The 15,624-nt window shown below is 74.0% G+C and carries 17 protein-coding genes; 9 read left to right on the forward strand and 8 right to left on the reverse strand.

Annotated elements, in window-relative coordinates; all coding sequences use genetic code 11:
- Positions 1-19 precede the first annotated feature (19 nt).
- Both ACLBXP_RS00680 and ACLBXP_RS00685 read right to left on the reverse strand, forming a co-directional pair.
- Positions 20-538 carry a hypothetical protein gene (locus ACLBXP_RS00680; RefSeq protein WP_447665591.1) on the reverse strand — a complete coding sequence of 173 codons (519 nt, stop codon included), beginning with the start codon at positions 536-538 and terminating at the stop codon, positions 20-22.
- Positions 539-653: 115 nt separating this feature from the next.
- Complete coding sequence (locus ACLBXP_RS00685; RefSeq protein ID WP_447665592.1) at positions 654-1,862, reverse strand: trans-sulfuration enzyme family protein; 1,209 nt, start codon at positions 1,860-1,862, stop codon at positions 654-656.
- Positions 1,863-1,957: 95 nt separating this feature from the next.
- On the opposite strand from ACLBXP_RS00685, the gene ACLBXP_RS00690 reads away from it, so the two are divergent.
- Both ACLBXP_RS00690 and ACLBXP_RS00695 read left to right on the forward strand, forming a co-directional pair.
- Complete coding sequence (locus ACLBXP_RS00690) at positions 1,958-2,476, forward strand: TspO/MBR family protein (RefSeq protein ID WP_447665593.1); 519 nt, start codon at positions 1,958-1,960, stop codon at positions 2,474-2,476.
- A 72-nt stretch (positions 2,477-2,548) separates the two neighbouring features.
- A complete protein-coding gene (locus ACLBXP_RS00695) occupies positions 2,549-4,900 on the forward strand; it encodes a Tex family protein (protein ID WP_447665594.1) in 2,352 nt (783 codons plus the stop codon).
- Between the two features lie 24 nt (positions 4,901-4,924).
- On the opposite strand, the gene ACLBXP_RS00700 is transcribed toward ACLBXP_RS00695, so the two are convergent.
- The 3 genes from ACLBXP_RS00700 to hemA form a co-directional block, all read right to left on the reverse strand.
- Positions 4,925-5,461: a phosphate-starvation-inducible PsiE family protein gene (locus ACLBXP_RS00700; RefSeq protein ID WP_447665595.1), complete on the reverse strand. Its 537-nt coding sequence runs from the start codon at positions 5,459-5,461 to the stop codon at positions 4,925-4,927.
- 168 nt (positions 5,462-5,629) lie between these two features.
- The gene (locus ACLBXP_RS00705; protein ID WP_447665596.1) at positions 5,630-6,187 is read right to left on the reverse strand and encodes a DUF4337 domain-containing protein; all 558 of its coding nucleotides are present in this window, start codon (positions 6,185-6,187) and stop codon (positions 5,630-5,632) included.
- Between the two features lie 107 nt (positions 6,188-6,294).
- Entirely contained in the window at positions 6,295-7,578 is a 1,284-nt protein-coding gene (hemA, locus tag ACLBXP_RS00710; RefSeq protein ID WP_447665597.1) for a 5-aminolevulinate synthase, read from the reverse strand.
- A 442-nt stretch (positions 7,579-8,020) separates the two neighbouring features.
- On the opposite strand from hemA, the gene ACLBXP_RS00715 reads away from it, so the two are divergent.
- Positions 8,021-8,233 carry a hypothetical protein gene (locus ACLBXP_RS00715; protein ID WP_447665598.1) on the forward strand — a complete coding sequence of 71 codons (213 nt, stop codon included), beginning with the start codon at positions 8,021-8,023 and terminating at the stop codon, positions 8,231-8,233.
- A 143-nt stretch (positions 8,234-8,376) separates the two neighbouring features.
- Positions 8,377-9,666, forward strand: a complete 1,290-nt coding sequence (gene murA, locus ACLBXP_RS00720) for a UDP-N-acetylglucosamine 1-carboxyvinyltransferase (protein WP_447665599.1) — start codon at positions 8,377-8,379, stop codon at positions 9,664-9,666.
- Positions 9,667-9,678: 12 nt separating this feature from the next.
- Here the strand turns inward: murA and ACLBXP_RS00725 are convergent, their stop codons facing one another.
- Entirely contained in the window at positions 9,679-10,002 is a 324-nt protein-coding gene (locus ACLBXP_RS00725; RefSeq protein ID WP_447665600.1) for a hypothetical protein, read from the reverse strand.
- Positions 10,003-10,326: 324 nt separating this feature from the next.
- Between ACLBXP_RS00725 and ACLBXP_RS00730 the strand changes: the two genes are divergently transcribed.
- The 4 genes from ACLBXP_RS00730 (at position 10,327) to ACLBXP_RS00745 (ending at position 13,205) form a co-directional block, all read left to right on the forward strand.
- Complete coding sequence (locus tag ACLBXP_RS00730; protein WP_447665601.1) at positions 10,327-10,770, forward strand: DUF2948 family protein; 444 nt, start codon at positions 10,327-10,329, stop codon at positions 10,768-10,770.
- Between the two features lie 67 nt (positions 10,771-10,837).
- Positions 10,838-12,133 carry a histidinol dehydrogenase gene (gene hisD, locus ACLBXP_RS00735; RefSeq protein WP_447665602.1) on the forward strand — a complete coding sequence of 432 codons (1,296 nt, stop codon included), beginning with the start codon at positions 10,838-10,840 and terminating at the stop codon, positions 12,131-12,133.
- 71 nt (positions 12,134-12,204) lie between these two features.
- Positions 12,205-12,705, forward strand: a complete 501-nt coding sequence (locus tag ACLBXP_RS00740; RefSeq protein WP_447665603.1) for a UPF0262 family protein — start codon at positions 12,205-12,207, stop codon at positions 12,703-12,705.
- Between the two features lie 44 nt (positions 12,706-12,749).
- Positions 12,750-13,205, forward strand: a complete 456-nt coding sequence (locus ACLBXP_RS00745) for an arsenate-mycothiol transferase ArsC (RefSeq protein WP_447665604.1) — start codon at positions 12,750-12,752, stop codon at positions 13,203-13,205.
- A 17-nt stretch (positions 13,206-13,222) separates the two neighbouring features.
- Here the strand turns inward: ACLBXP_RS00745 and ACLBXP_RS00750 are convergent, their stop codons facing one another.
- Positions 13,223-14,077: a glycosyltransferase family 2 protein gene (locus ACLBXP_RS00750; protein WP_447665605.1), complete on the reverse strand. Its 855-nt coding sequence runs from the start codon at positions 14,075-14,077 to the stop codon at positions 13,223-13,225.
- A 16-nt stretch (positions 14,078-14,093) separates the two neighbouring features.
- A complete protein-coding gene (locus tag ACLBXP_RS00755) occupies positions 14,094-14,975 on the reverse strand; it encodes a C40 family peptidase (protein WP_447665606.1) in 882 nt (293 codons plus the stop codon).
- Positions 14,976-15,268: 293 nt separating this feature from the next.
- Here ACLBXP_RS00755 and ACLBXP_RS00760 point away from each other — a divergent pair, with 293 nt between their 5' ends.
- Entirely contained in the window at positions 15,269-15,601 is a 333-nt protein-coding gene (locus ACLBXP_RS00760; protein WP_447665607.1) for a hypothetical protein, read from the forward strand.
- Positions 15,602-15,624 lie beyond the last annotated feature (23 nt).

Below are 15,624 nucleotides of genomic sequence, written 5' to 3' on the forward strand. Positions count from 1 at the left end.
GCGGCCTCCGGGGGCCGCCCTACTGCTTCTCCAGCACCTCGATCGGGTTGGTGCGCTGGGCCGCGGCGGGCTCCTGGGTCAGGTTGCTCGCGGCGCCCTCCTTCGGGCGCGCGTCGGCGCCGCCCTTCGGCGCGCCCGGGCCGCCGGTGGCGCTGCCGCCCTGCGGTTGGGTGGGGACCGTGCCGCTGGCGAGCTCGAGGCAGGTGATCATCTCGACGTAGGACGGGTAGCCGCCGGCCTTGAACTGCGCCTCGCACTGGCGCTTGGCATCCGCCGGGAACTTGCCCCAGTTCTGTTCCGCCTGCCGCTTGGCGTCCCGCTCGGAGCGCAGGCAGCCGTCGACGCTGGCGTTGTCGCTGACGCTGACGCTGACCTCGGCCCGCGCGGCGGACTTGCAGGTCTTCTCGATGTCGAGCTGCGGCACCGCATCGGCCGCGGCCGGCCCGGCCGCGACGAGGAGGCCGAGGACGAGGGCCCCGGACGCAAGGGCGGCACCGGGGCGGGACGGCCGGAGCCGGGGCGGGATGATCTGGAGCATGGGGCGTCCTCGGGGCGCGCGGCGCCGGTGGAATGGCACCGGCACAACGCGCAAGCCGCGCAGTCGTCGCCCGCCGGCTCCAAAAATCCGCGCATCCCGGGCGTCGGACGGTCTCCTAGTCGGGCGCGCCGCCGTGCGCCGCGCGCAGCGCCGCATCGAGGTCGCGCAGGAGATCGCCCGGATCCTCGATCCCGGTCGAGAGGCGCAGCAGGTCCGGCGGGCAGGGCGAGCCCGGCCCCTCGACCGAGGCGCGGTGCTCGATGAGGCTCTCGACGCCGCCGAGCGAGGTCGCCCGCTTCCAGAGGCGGACCCGCGCCGCCGTGCCGATGGCCGCGGCCTCGCCGCCCGCCACCCGGATCGACAGCATCCAGCCGAACCCGCCCTGCATCTGGCGCGCGGCCACCGCGTGGCCCGGATCCCCGGGGAGGCCCGGATAGAGGACGTGGGCGACGCACGGGTGGCCGCTTAGGGCCTCGGCGAGGCGGAGCGCCCCCGCGGCCTGGGCCGCCGCCCGGAGGTGAAGGGTGCGCAGGGAGCGCAGCAGAAGGTGGGCCTCGAAGGGCCCCAGGATGGCGCCGCCCCCGGCCCGGATCGCCGCGATGCGGGTCCAGAAGGCATCGCTGCGGGCGCCTGCCAGCACGCCCGCCACCACGTCCGAGTGGCCGTTGAGGATCTTGGTGGCCGAGTGCATCACGATGTCGGCCCCGAGGCCGAGCGGCCGGGTGTGCACGGGCGAGGCGCAGGTGGAATCGACCGCGAGCTGCGCGCCCGCCGCGTGGACGAGGTCGGCCACCGCGGCGATGTCCGTGACCGTCCAGGTCGGGTTGCCGGGTGTCTCGATCCAGACGAGCTTCGTCCGGCCGGGACGCAGGGTGTCCCGCAGGGCGTCCAGGTCGTCCATGTCCACGAAGTCGACCGTGAGTGTCCGGCGCGGCGCCTCCTCCCGCAGCCAGCGCCGCAGGGCCCAGTACATCACCCGCGGCGCCACCACGTGGTCGCCGGGCTCCAGCGCCGTGAACACAGCGGTCGCCGCCGCCATGCCGGAGCCGAACAGCAGCGCGCCGGCCGGCGCCTCCTCTAGCATCGCGAGCACGGCCTCGGCCTCCCGCACGGTGGCGTTGTCGGGCCGCGCGTAGGCGTAGCCGGACGAGTAGCCGTTGTCGGGGTCGCGCACGAAGGTGGTGGAGACGTGGAGGGGCGCCACCACCCCGCGCGTCGCCGGATCGACGTGGCCGAGCGCCTGGGCCGCGAGGCTGCGGGGCGACCAGGGCGCTGCGTCCGCCTGCGGATCCGGGGCGGTCTGGGGCGCGTGCGCTTCGGGCATGGTGCGGTTCCGGCTTGTGCGACGCCTCCGCGCCTGACACGAACGGGTGGGCCGCCGCAACCCGCTCAGCCCCGGCCCGGAGGATACCCGTCCGCATGACCGACGCCCTGCAGGTTCCCGAGGCGCCGGCCCTCGCCCGCTGGCCGCGGCTCGCCGCCGCGATCCTGCCCGTGGCCGCCACCGCCGCCATCGGCTCCGTCTCGACGCAGGCCGAGATCCCGGGCTGGTACGCGAGCCTCAACAAGCCGGTCTTCAACCCGCCGGACTGGGTGTTCCCGGTTGCCTGGACGGTGCTCTACACGATGATCGCGGTGGCGGCCTGGCGGCTCCTCGGCGCGCGGCCCCGCACCGGGCCGGGCCGGCGCGGCTGGAACCTCGCGGTCGCGGCCTTCGCGGTGCAGCTCGCGCTCAACGCCGCCTGGACGCCGGTGTTCTTCACCGCCCACGCGATCGGGGCCGGCCTCGTCGTCGTCGTGGTCCTGCTGATCATGGTGCTCTGGACGATCCGCCTGACGTGGCGCTTCGACCGCGCGGCGGCCTGGCTCCTCGTGCCCTACGCGGCCTGGGTCGCCTTCGCGACGCTCCTCAACGCGGCGATCCTGCGCCTGAACTGAGAGGCTTTGCAGGCATCCGCAACCGGCCTAGACACGGCGCCCCGTGCTCGGGACGAGCCAGAGGAGTTGCCCATGCAGGAGCCGACGGCCGACGGCATCACGCGGCGCATCGCGGCCGAGCTCGGCGTCGCCGAGGGGCGGGTGCGGGCGGCGGTGGACCTCCTCGACGGCGGCGCCACGGTTCCGTTCATCGCCCGCTACCGCAAGGAGGCGACGGGCGCCCTCGACGATGCGCAGCTGCGTACGCTGGAGGAACGGCTCGCCTACCTGCGGGAGCTCGAGGCCCGCCGCGCGGCGATCCTCGAGGGCATCCGCGCCCAGGGCAAGCTCGACGCGGAGCTGGCCCGGCGGATCGCCGCGGCCGACACCAAGGCGCGCCTCGAAGACCTCTACCTCCCCTTCCGCCAGAAGCGCCGCACCAAGGCGCAGGCCGCCCGGGAGGCCGGGCTCGAACCCCTCGCCGAGGCGCTCCTCGCCCGGCCGGAGCAGGCGCCCGAGGTGCAGGCGAGAAGCTTTGCCGGGAAGGAGGACGTTCCGGACGTCGAGGCCGCCCTGGAGGGCGCCCGGTCCATCCTGATCGAGCGCTTCAGCGAGGATCCGGAGCTCGTTGGCGCTCTGCGCGAGCACGGCTGGCAGCGCGGCCGGTTCACTGCCCGGGTCCGCAAGGGCAAGGAAGCGGCCGGCGAGAAATTCGCCGACTATTTTTCCTTCTCCGAGCCTCTCACGAAGCTGCCCTCGCACCGCATCCTGGCGCTGTACCGAGGCGAGAAGGAGGAGGTGCTCGACCTCGCCTTCGCGGACGCGCCCGAGGACGAGCCGCGCCCGGGCCAGCCGACCAGCCAGGAACTCAGGATCGCCCGGGCCTTCGGCATCGCGGAGCGGGGCCGCCCGGGGGACCGCTTCCTCGCCGAGACCGTGCGCCGCGCCTGGCGGACGAAGCTGAAGCCGGCGATCGAGACCGACCTGCGCGCCCGGCTGTGGTCGGCGGCCGAGGCCGGGGCCGTCACGGTCTTTGCCGGCAACCTGCGCGACCTGCTCCTCGCGGCGCCCGCCGGCCCGCGGCCGACGCTGGGGCTCGACCCCGGCTTCCGCACCGGCGTGAAGGTCGCGGTGGTGGACGCCACCGGCAAGGTGGTCGCCACCGACACGATCTACCCGCACGAGCCGCGCCGGGACCGTGCCGGGGCGCTCGTGACCCTGGCGAAGCTCTGCCGCGCCCACGGGGTCGAGCTCGTGGCCATCGGCAACGGCACGGCCTCGCGCGAGACCGATCGCCTCGCCGCGGAGCTGATCACGGCCCGGCCGGAGCTGAAGCTCACGCGGGTGATGGTCTCGGAGGCCGGCGCCTCGGTCTACTCGGCGAGCGCCTACGCCTCGGCCGAGTTGCCCGGGCTCGACGTGACGCTGCGCGGCGCCGTCTCGATCGCGCGGCGCCTGCAGGACCCGTTGGCCGAGCTCGTGAAGATCGAGCCCCGCGCGATCGGCGTCGGGCAGTATCAGCACGACCTCGCGGAGGGGAAGCTCGCCCGCTCCCTCGACGCGGTGGTGGAGGATTGCGTGAACGGCGTCGGCGTCGACGTGAACACCGCCTCCGCCCCGCTCCTCGCCCGCGTCTCGGGCCTGTCCGAGCGGGTCGCCGGCAATATCGTGGTCCACCGCGACGCCAACGGCCCGTTCCGCAGCCGGGGAGCCCTCCGGAAGGTCGCTGGCCTCGGGCCCAAGGCCTACGAGCTGGCCGCGGGCTTCCTGCGGATCCGCGGCGGCGACGACCCACTCGACGCCTCCGGCGTCCACCCGGAGGCCTACCCGGTGGTGCGGCGCATCCTCGCCCGCACCGGCAAGCCGATCGAGGCGCTGATCGGCAACGGCGCGGCGTTGCGGGGCCTCGACCCGAAGGCCTTCACGGATGCGAGCTTCGGCCTGCCGACCGTCACGGACATCCTGGCGGAGCTGGAGAAGCCCGGCCGCGACCCGCGCCCGGCCTTCCGCACGGCGACCTTCCAGGAGGGCGTGGAGAAGATCTCGGACCTCAGGCCCGGCATGCGGCTCGAGGGCGTGGTGACCAACGTCGCGGCCTTCGGGGCCTTCGTGGATATCGGCGTCCACCAGGACGGCCTCGTGCACATCTCGGTGCTGGCCGACCGCTTCGTGAAGGACCCGCGGGAGGTGGTGAAGCCCGGCGACGTCGTGCAGGTGCGCGTCGTCGAGGTCGATCCGGCGCGCCGGCGCATCGCCCTCTCGATGCGGGCCGAGGACGGGGACCGGCCGCCGCGCCGCGGCGACCAGCCGGCCGCGCGCCCCGCGCCGGACCGGGGCGCCCCGCCGCCGCCCGCGAAGGCCGCTCCCCGCGCGGCCGAGCCAGGCGGAGCGCTGGCCGAGGCCCTGCGCCGGGCGGCTCTCGCCAAGGGAGGGTCATCCCGATAGCGGCGGGCGGGGCGGGGGGCTGGATCACATCCCCTGCGATTCCGGCCCCGGCTCCTCCTCGCCGGCCGGCTTGTCGTCGTCGCGGGCGCGGTGGAGGAGGAAGATCGAGATCACCATCGTGAGGATCAGGCCGGCCAGAACGCCGAGCTCGATCATCGAGGCGCGGAACAGGGCCTCCTTCTCGGCGGTCCACTCCTTGGCGTGCATGATCTCGGAGGATTGCAGGGTGATCACCAGCACCCGCCGGATCGAGGCGATCAGCCCGACGATCAGGAAGGGCTCGCAGGTGAGCCGGCCCGAGCGCATCGAGACCCGCACCGTGTGCAGGATCTCGACCAGCATCAGCAGGAACAAGAGCCGGTCGACCACCTCCAGCAGCTGGGGCGCCTTGCCGAGCGCGTGGATGGCCTCGAAGGTCAGCCCCGCCGCGTCGAGGAGCGCCAGGACCGCCGTGGCCGCGAGGAGCAGGCCGAGGGCGGCGTAGATCGCGTGCTCGGTGTGCTGGAAGATCACCGCCGAGACGCGCGTCAGGCGGCCCTCATCCCCGGAATCTCCCGCCATCGCGCCCCTCCCCCACTTAGTCCGCATGAGACAGGAGGCGGCGCCCTTCGTCCAGCCTCAGGCGGCCGACCGGCCGGTCCCACCCGAGGGGTGGTGCCCAAGGCGGGTTCCAGGGATTGCGGCGGATCCGCCAGCGCCCGCGACGATCCGCCCGGGTCGGGCGGCCTCTCAGTGGAACAGGTGCAGGGCGTGCGGCGCGAGGTAGCCGAAGCCGAGGAGCACGGCGCCCGCGAGGCCGAGCGCCCCGCCCGCGAAGACCAGCGCGGTGATGCCGGTGATCACCTCCGCCGAGGCCAGGACGATGCCGATCTGGAAGGCCGCCGAGGCCAGCTCGTAATGGTGGTAGCGCTCCAGCGCGAGGTCGCGCCGCTCCTGCGCGGCCTTGGCCTTCTCGGTGAGCTCCTTGCGGCCCTCGCCGGTGGCGGGCTCGGACTCCCAGCGCGCCATCGTCTTGGCCCACTCGGCGCGCTTGGCCGCGATCGCGTCGGCGTTCGGGCCCGGGGGCACCAGCGCGAGCGCCTCGTCGGCGGTCTTCAGCACGGTGCCGCGGATCGTGCGGGCCTGGAAGTAGGCCCACTGGTTCGAGGCCTCGATGTTGGCCCCGAGCGCGTCCGTCTGCGACGCCTTGCCGAGCGTCTCGCTGAAGGCGAGGAACAGGGCCAGCACCGAGATGAGGAGCGCGACGCGCTTGTTCGAGCCCTCGACCGCCCCGTGACCACCCGACATCGCCGTCTCCGCCCCGCATGATTCGTCGGCGGGAGTCACAGCCTATCCGGGCGGATGATGCAATGTGGCCAAGCTGGCGGCCAAGCTAAACGCGAGGCTGGGGACGCCTACTCCGCCGCCTCGACGAACACGGTCCCGGCGCGCGGCAGGTCGAGGGTGTCCCAGGTCTCGGCCAGCGCGGCGGTGAGCCGGGCGATGCGGGCTTCGTCGTGGAAGGGCGAGGGGGTGATGCGCAGTCGCTCGGTGCCGCGGGGCACGGTCGGGTAGTTGATCGGCTGGATGTAGATGGCGTGGTGCTCCAGCAGGTGGTCCGCCGCCGCCTTGCACAGCTCGGCATCGCCCACCATCACGGGCACGATGTGGGTCTCCGTGTGGAGCACCGGCAGGCCGGCCGCTTCCAGCGCCGCCTTGGTGCGGGCGGCCTGGCGCTGGTGCGCCTCCCGCTCGGCCTTCGAGCGCTTGAGGTAGCGCACCGAGGCCCGCGCGGCCGCAGCGACCGCCGGGGGCAGGGCGGTGGTGAAGATGAAGCCCGGGGCGAAGCTGCGCACGGCGTCGCAGATCGTGGCGGAGGCGGTGATGTAGCCGCCGACGCAGCCGAAGCCCTTGGCCAGCGTCCCCTCGATCACGTCCACCCGGTGCATCACGCCGTCGCGCTCGGCGATGCCCGCGCCGCGCTCGCCGTAGAGGCCGACCGCGTGCACCTCGTCGAGGTAGGTCATGGCGCCGTAGCGGTCGGCGAGGTCGCAGATCTTCCCGATCGGCGCCACGTCGCCGTCCATCGAGTAGACGCTCTCGAAGACGATCAGCTTCGGCCGGTCGCCGGCCTCGATCAGCAGCGCCTCGAGATGCGCGAGGTCGTTGTGGCGGAAGACGCGCTTCTCGCAGCCCGAGTGGCGCACGCCCTCGATCATCGAGTTGTGGTTGAAGGCGTCCGACAGGATGAGGCAGTCCGGGATCAGCTTGGCGATGGTCGAGATGCCGGCCTGGTTTGAGACGTAGCCCGAGGTGAAGACGAGGCCCGCCTCCTTGCCGTGGAGGTCGGCGAGCTCCCGCTCCAGGTCGACCAGCGGCGAGGTGTTGCCCGCGATGTTGCGGGTGCCGCCGGCGCCGACGCCGCAGCGCCTGGCGGTCTCGGTCATGGCGCCGACGACCTCGGGGTGCTGGCCCATGCCGAGATAGTCGTTGGAGCACCACACCGTGATCTCGCGGGTGCCGCCGTCCGGGCGGCGCCAGTTCGCGGTGGGGAAGCGGCCGGCGATGCGCTCGATATCGGCGAAGACGCGGTAGCGGCGCTCGCCGTGGAGCCGCCCAAGCGCGGCGCTGAAGTGGCCCTCGTAGTCCGTCCTGCCCGTGATGCGTGTCGTGTCGGTGGCGGTCGTCGTCGCGGGCATCCGGTTCACAGGCTCGTCCTTCACGGGGCTGGCCGGGCCGTCGCGGGGCGGTCCGGGGAGCGGAATCGTCGGAGCGGGTCCCGCCGGGGCGGGTCCGGGTCTCACGCGTCCGGCACGGGGGGCCTTGCGGCCCGTTGACCGGCGTGCCCGATTCCGCAGCGGGGTTTCCTGAGGATATGGTTCCTGACTGTCGGCGGTGTCTTGTTCGGGGCACCGTCGCGCCGGACAATAAGGGGGAACTTGGAACGGGTTCAAGGTGAGTTCCAAACATCCCTGGTTTGCAGGCCCCGGGACGGTCCGCCCGGGGCGGCGGGGGGACGGGGCGGCCCGGCCGGGCCGCCTCCAACACCTTGGCGAGGCGGCGCTTTCCGGGGCCGGACCCCGGGAGACGCGGGAGAGCGCGCCGACGCCCCGCGCGGGCGTGGCGGCAATGGGTCGCGCGATGGGCAGGGACGGTGAAGCGGGCGGCGAGGGCTCCGGCGGCCCCGATCGGGCGTCGAATGCGGGCGACGCCCGGCGGGCCGAGCGGCTGAAGGCGGCGCTGCGCGACAACCTGCGCCGCCGCAAGGCGCAGGCGCGCCAGCGGGCGCAGGGGGAGGGGTCGGGGGAGGCGTCGGGCGAGGCCGCCCCGGAGACGCCGAAAAACGCGCCCTGACGCGCTCGCCTCGGCGTGTCGGATCCTTTATTCCGCCCCAACCGGTCGATACTTGGCCGTTGAGATGAGCGGCGCGCCCCCGCGCGAGCGCCGGATCCGGCGCTCGCGCGGGCCACGCGCGGCCGGCTCCCGAGGAACCCAGCATGGACCGCATCCACATCACCGGCGGCGTGCCGCTCAACGGCGTGATCCCGATCTCGGGCGCCAAGAACGCGGCCCTGCCCCTGATGATCGCGAGCCTCCTCACCGGTGAGACGCTGGAGCTCGTCAACGTGCCCCGCCTCGCCGACATCGCCTCGCTCTCGCGCATCCTCGGCAACCACGGCGTCGACCACATGGTGGTCGGCAAGCGGCCGGGGCAGACCACCGAGACCGGCCAGACGGTGCGGCTCACGGCCTCGAACATCATCGACACCACCGCGCCCTACGACCTCGTCTCCACCATGCGGGCGAGCTTCTGGGTGGTGGCGCCGCTGCTCGCCCGCTTCGGCGAGGCCAAGGTCTCGCTGCCGGGGGGCTGCGCCATCGGCACCCGGCCCGTCGACCTGCTGATCATGGCGCTGGAGCGGCTCGGGGCGCAGATCGAGATCGACGGCGGCTACGTGGTGGCCAAGACCCGCAACGGCCTGCGCGGGGCGGAGATCGACTTCCCCAAGGTCACGGTCGGCGGCACCCACGTCGCCCTGATGGCGGCCTCCCTCGCCTACGGCACCACGGTGATCACGAACGCCGCCCGCGAGCCGGAAGTGGTCGATCTCGCCGAGTGCCTCGGCAAGATGGGCGCGCGCATCACCGGCGCCGGCACGCCGCGCATCGAGATCGAGGGCGTGGCCCGCCTGAACGGCGCCCGCCACGAGGTGCTGCCGGACCGCATCGAGACCGGCACCTACGCCATGGCGGTGGCGATGACGGGCGGCGACGTGACGCTCGAGAACACCCGGGCCGACCTGCTGCACGCCGCCCTCGACGTGCTCGCCACCACCGGCGCCGAGGTGACCCCGACCCCCGACGGCATCCGGGTCCGCCGCAACGGCGCCGGCATCGCGGCGGTGGACGTCACCACCGATCCGTTCCCGGGCTTCCCCACCGACCTGCAAGCGCAGTTCATGGCGCTGATGACGCTCGCCAAGGGCCAGTCGCACATCCGCGAGACCATCTTCGAGAACCGCTTCATGCACGTGCAGGAGCTGGCCCGCCTCGGCGCGAAGATCCGCCTGGAGGGCGACCTCGCCGTGGTGGAGGGCGTGGAGCGCCTGAAGGGCGCCCCCGTGATGGCGACCGACCTGCGCGCCTCCGTCTCCCTGGTGATCGCCGGCCTCGCGGCCGAGGGCGAGACGCAGATCAACCGCGTCTACCACCTCGACCGCGGCTTCGAGGCCCTGGAGGCCAAGCTCGGCCGCTGCGGGGCGCAGATCGAGCGCGTGCGGGCCTGAAGGCCCGGCGGCTCAGCTGCCGATGGCGCCGCGCTTGAAGCCGAAGCCCGGGACGTCGCAGCCGCAGGGCGAGTTGAACGGGGCGGGCCGCGTCACGCAGTTGCCCCGCGCCGTCACGCAGATGCTGCCGCGCCGGCCCCCGTCGAACCCGCGACGACGCTCGTAGCGGTCCTCGTCGTAGTCGCGGCGGCGGCGCTCGTAGCGATCCTCGTCGTAGCGGCGCTCGTAGCGGCGCGGCCCGTAATCGTCGCCGTAGTACTGGGCCTGCGCGGTGGCCGTGCCGAGCGCCGTCCCGAAGGTCAGGGCCGCGATGGCCGCGAGGGTGATGCGCTTCACCTGTCTGTCTCCCGTGCGTGAACGTTCCTCACCACCGGCATAGCGGGCCGCGGATGAACGACGGCTGAGGCCGCGGAGCCGGCACCCGCGGGATCGGCCTCCCTGTGAGGATAGTCCCAGCCGCGGCGCGAGGTCTCAACGCGCGACACGGCGGCCGGGTCCCGCCCGGGCCCGGGGGCACTGGGGCCGCTGCCCGCGCGGAAAAACCGGCCCGGTTGCCGGACGGGGGCGCCCTCGCTACCTACCCCGTCACTTGCCGATCATTTGCCGATCATTTGCCTGCGACCTCTGCCCGTCACCCGCCCGGAGCCCGTCAGCCCCGCCATGGACGCGTCCCAGGAGCTTCTCAAGCTCGCCGCCCTCGATCCCGACGACCTGACCGTGATCTCGGCCCACCTGCAGGACGCGGTCCTGCGGGCGGGCGACCTCACCTACCTCGCCGCCGAGCGCCGCTTCGTCCTGGTGGTGCGCCGCTTCGACTGGGCGGCGCCGGACGGCGCGCCGCCGCGCCGGCGGCTCGCCGGCGTGCACTTCGAGCGGGTGCTCGGGGTCCGCACCCGCGGCATCCGCCCGGGGCAGGACGCCGACGCCGCCCTGAGCCTCATGGCGGTCACCTTCGAGCCCGGAGACGCGCCCTCGGGCTGCGTCACCCTGGTCTTCTCCGGGGGCGCCGCGATCCGCCTCGACGTCGAGTGCGTCGAGGTCCTGCTGAAGGACCTCGGTCCCGTCTGGGAGGCGGACAGCCGCCCCCGGCATGAGACTGCCTGACGAGACTGCCTGACGCGACCTCGACACGCCCCGAACACGCCTCGCGCTCCAGACAAGAATCCGCCCGATGGTCCGCCTCGACAGCTCCTCCCCCACCTTCGCGAAAGACTTCGCGCGCCTCCTCAGCGTGAAGCGGGAGGTCTCGGAGGATGTCGACGAGACCGTGCGGGGCATCATCGCCGGCGTGGTCGCGGGGGGCGACGACGCCCTCGTGGACTATACCCGCCGCTTCGACCGGCTCGGGGCGGACTTCACGCCCGAGACCCTGGCCGTCACCGCCGACGAGATCGACAGGGCGGTCGCGGCCTGCCCGCCCGAGGCGCTCGCCGCCCTGCGGCTCGCGGCCGAGCGCATCGAGGCCTTCCACCGCACGCAGCTCCCCGCCGACCACATGGCCACCGATGCCCTCGGGGTCCGGGCCGGCTGGCGCTGGACGGCGCTCGAATCGGTCGGCCTCTACGTGCCCGGCGGCACCGCGAGCTATCCGTCCTCTGTCCTCATGAACGCGGTGCCGGCCCGCGTCGCCGGCGTGCCCCGCCTCGTCATGGTGGTGCCGACGCCGGACGGGGTGCTGAACCCCCTGGTGCTGGCTGCCGCCCGCCTCTCGGGCGTCCACGAGGTCTACCGGATCGGCGGCGCCCAGGCGGTGGCCGCACTCGCCTACGGCACGGCGCGCATCGCCCCCGTCGCCAAGATCGTCGGGCCCGGCAACGCCTACGTGGCGGCCGCCAAGCGCCGGGTGTTCGGTCAGGTCGGCATCGACATGATCGCCGGCCCCTCGGAGGTGCTGATCCTCGCCGACGGCCACGCCAACCCGGACTGGATCGCGGCCGACCTCCTCGCCCAGGCCGAGCACGACACGGCCGCCCAGGCCATCCTGATCACCGACGACGCCGGGCTCGGCGATGCCGTGGCGGGCGCGGTGGAGCGGGCGCTCGCGACCCTGCCGCGGGCCGAGATCGCCCGGGCGAGCTGGCGCGACTACGGCGCGATCATCCGCGTGCGCGACTTCGACGAGGCGGTGCCGCTCGTCGACCGTCTCGCCCCCGAGCACCTCGAGATCGAGACCACGGAGGCCGAGGCGCTCGCCGCCAAGGTCCGCAACGCGGGCGCGATCTTCCTCGGGTCGCACACGCCGGAGGCGATCGGCGACTACGTCGGCGGCCCGAACCACGTGCTGCCCACCGCCCGCTCGGCCCGGTTCTCCTCGGGCCTCGGGGTGATCGACTTCATGAAGCGCACGACCATCCTGGCCTGCGACCCCGACAGCCTGCGCGCCCTCGGTCCGGCCGCCATCGCGCTCGGCCGCTCCGAGGGCCTGGAGGGCCACGCCCGCTCCGTCGCGATCCGCCTGAACCTGTGATAGGCCCGGAACCCGGCGCTCCGCCGGCGAGGGGCGGCGGCCCGCACGGGACGAGACACGGGGGCAGCGGGATGGCGGAGGCGCAGGGCGACGAAGCGGCCAAGGGCAAGGACCGGCTCGCCGCGGTGACCCTCGACGAGGAGTCGATCGGCCGCGGCAATCCGGACCAGGAGCACGAGCGCGCCATCGCGATCTTCGACATCCTGGAGGAGAACCGCTTCGCGCTGCCCGGCCGCGACGAGGGCCCCTACGCGCTCGCGCTGGGCCTCGTGGAGAACAAGCTCTCCTTCGCGATCAGCACGGAGGCGGGCCAGCCCGTCGTTACCCACTACCTCTCGCTGACGCCCTTCCGGCGGGTGATCCGCGACTACGAGATGATCTGCGAGAGCTACTACAACGCCATCCGCACCGCCTCGCCGAGCCAGATCGAGGCGATCGACATGGGCCGGCGGGGCCTCCACAACGAGGCCTCCGAGACCCTGAAGCAGCGCCTCGAAGGCAAGGTCGACCTCGACCACGATACGGCGCGGCGCCTGTTCACCCTGGTCTTCGCCCTGCACTGGAAGGGCTGAGACGGGTGGTCCCCTCGCTCCCGTCCGGCGCCTGAGGCGGCCCCATGGAGGAGGCGCCGAGGAAGCGGCGGGTCCAGTCGGTCCTGTTCATGTGCAACTTCAACGCGGTCCGCTCGCTCGCCGCGGAGGCGATCGCGCGCCACTACTTCGGCAAGTCGACCTACGTTCAATCGGCGGGCGTGCGCACGGGCGAGCCGGCCGACCCCTTCATGATCGCCGCACTCGACGAGATCGGCATCGACGCGGCCCGCCACCGCCCCCGTACGCTGGAGCAGCTCGAGGAGTGGGAGGGGCTCAACTTCGACCTCATCGTCACCCTGGCGCCGGAGGCCCACCACGCCGCCCTGGAGCTGACCCGGACGCTCGCGGCCGATGTCGAGTACTGGCCGACCCCCGACCCGACGCACCTGCAGGACGCCTCCCGCGAGCAGCGCCTTGACGCCTACCGGGACGTGCGCGACGGCCTGGTGTTCCGGATCAAGTCGCGGCTCAAGGGCTGATCCGGCCCGCGGCACCGCTACACCGCGTCGAGGAGGTGCTCGGGCACCCGGAAGTGGGCGTGGCGGATCCGCGCGAGGTCCTCCACGCGGGCGATGGCGTTCGGGGGCTCGCCCGCGAGGCGGCGCAGGAACTCCGCCTGCCAGTAGGCGACGTCGCCCTCGGTGAGGGGACGGTAGTCGTGGTGGCGGGCGGCCTCGATCTCCCCCCGGAACTCCGCGTCCGCGAGCCGCCAGTGGGTGCCGAAGCGCATCTCCTCCATGGCGATGGTCCGGCTCTCGGCGAGGCGGGCGAGGCCCGCGTCGAGGTCGGCGAGGCGGGTGTGGAACAGGAACAGGCCCCCGAAGGCCACCGGCCGGTCGCAGAAGTGGAAGCCCGGGCGCCAGCGCACCGGCACCCGCGTCGCGGCGGGCTTGCAGTAGTAGGGCGCGAAGGCGATGTGGGGCCGCTGCCGCAGGAGCGGCCGGTCCGGCCGGAGCGGCCCGTCCGTGCCGAGATGGTGCAGGACGTCGAAGCCGATCGCCGTGACGGTCCCGGGCCGGTCGCCCGTGAGGCGGGCGGCCAGGTGGGCGGAGAGGCCGCCGCCCGCGGCGGGGATCAGGAACTCGTCCACGTCGGTGAACACCACGCCGTCGTGGCTGTCCAGCAGCGCCGCCGCGGTGTCCGAGACGAAGGCCGCCCGCGCCCGCTCGTCGAAGACCGTGCGGGCGAGCGGGATCACGCCCACCCCGTCGAGGAGGTCGCGCGTGCCGTCGCGGCTGCCGTGGTCGATCACCCGCAGGTTGTCGCGCCCGAAGTGACGCCCGTAGTGGTCGAGCCAGCGCGGCAGCCGCGCGGCCTCGTTGTAGACCATGGTGAGGGCGGCGAGGCGCATGGTCCGGGCTGCCGGGTCAGGGCAGGTCCGGGCGCCGCAGGCTCGTCACCGCCCCGTAGCTCCCGGCGCGGATCCGGGCCACCGCCTCGGCCAGCGGCTCCTCCGCCACCGCCATGTGGTGGCCGTTGGCGTGGATCAGGGTCGTCGCGTCGCGCATCAGGCCGACATGGCCGCGCCAGAACACGAGGTCGTTGCGGCGCAGGGCCCCGAGGTCGAGGGGCAGGGGCGCGCCGAGGCCGCGTTCCTGCTGGTCCGCGTCGCGGGGGCAGGCGAGCCCGGCCAGCGCGAAGCAGAGCTGGACGAGGCCGGAGCAGTCGAGGCCGAGGCTGGTGCGGCCGCCCCACAGGTAGGGCGTGCCGAGGAGGCGCGACGCCGTGGCGGCCGGGTCCGGCGCGGTCCAGCCCACGGGCTCGCAATGGCCGGCGAAGAGGTAGCTGCCGTCGGCGAGCGCGAGGTAGTCGCCGGTGACGTCGCGGGCCGTCACGCCGGCCCCGAGGCCGAGGTGGCCGAGCGGTGGCCGCTTCAGGTCCGGGGCCGGGTAGCGGAAGCTGCGCAGCGCCGCGAGGCGGTGGGTCGGCGCGGGATCCGGGGGGCCGAGGGCCCCGGCGTCGAGGTAGCCGACGTAGCCGTCCTGGGCGAGCTGCACCCAGGCGAAGCCGTCGCGCGCCTCGTAGACCGTCACCGCGTCGCCCATCACCGCCTCGGTGTCGATGGCGGCGTCGGCGCGGGGCGCGCGCCGCAGGGGTGTGGCCGCCGCGATCACCCGGCGCGGCTCGCCGGCGACGAAGCGCGCGGCCTCAACCCGCCCGCGGAGGTGCTCGGCCGCGAGGTCCGGGCGAGCGGGCGTCAGGCGCGGGTCGGCGGGCGGGGGCTGGGGCACGGCGACGGAAGCGGTCATCGGGGTGGTCTAGCCCGGCCCCGACGCCGCGCAAACCCGCCGTCGCTTTGCGGCGGATCGCCGCAGGTGCGCTGCCGCTTCCGGTGGCACCTGCATAATGAATCTCCCGCGATCGGCGCAACGCACGGGCGCCACTGCCGGTTGTCTTGGCAAATGGTGGGGATTCGGCCTGCCCCCGCAGGCCCGGGCGTCGGGCTCATGCGTCCGGCGGGCGGTCACCGTCCCGCTTGATGCACTGCACAAATGGTGCGGCCCGGCTTATGGTTCGCCCGATGACGAGTGCGAGTCGTGCCGTGAAGAAGACCCACAAGAACCTGTCGGACCTGCCTCCGATCCGGGTGCGGCGCGAGCCGCCGACGGTGGCCGAGGCGGTCGCGGCCGCCCAGGACCTCGCGGAGGACCTCGACCAGCAGGTCGAGATCGCCGCCGGCCTGATCGGCCTCGCGGCGGACGAGGTCCGTCCCCACGTGCTGGCCGCCGCGAAGGCGCGCCCGGAGCGTCAGCCCGAGCGCATCTTCAGCCAGGCCGGCCCGAGCCGGGCCCCCCGCACGGTGATCGTCGAGCGCCGGACCCGGGCGCCCGTCGTGGTGGAGCGGCGCGGCCGGCCCCTCGACCCGCGTCGCTGAGGCGTCCGCGCCGGGTTACCGGG

This window comes from Methylobacterium sp. A54F (assembly GCF_053346035.1).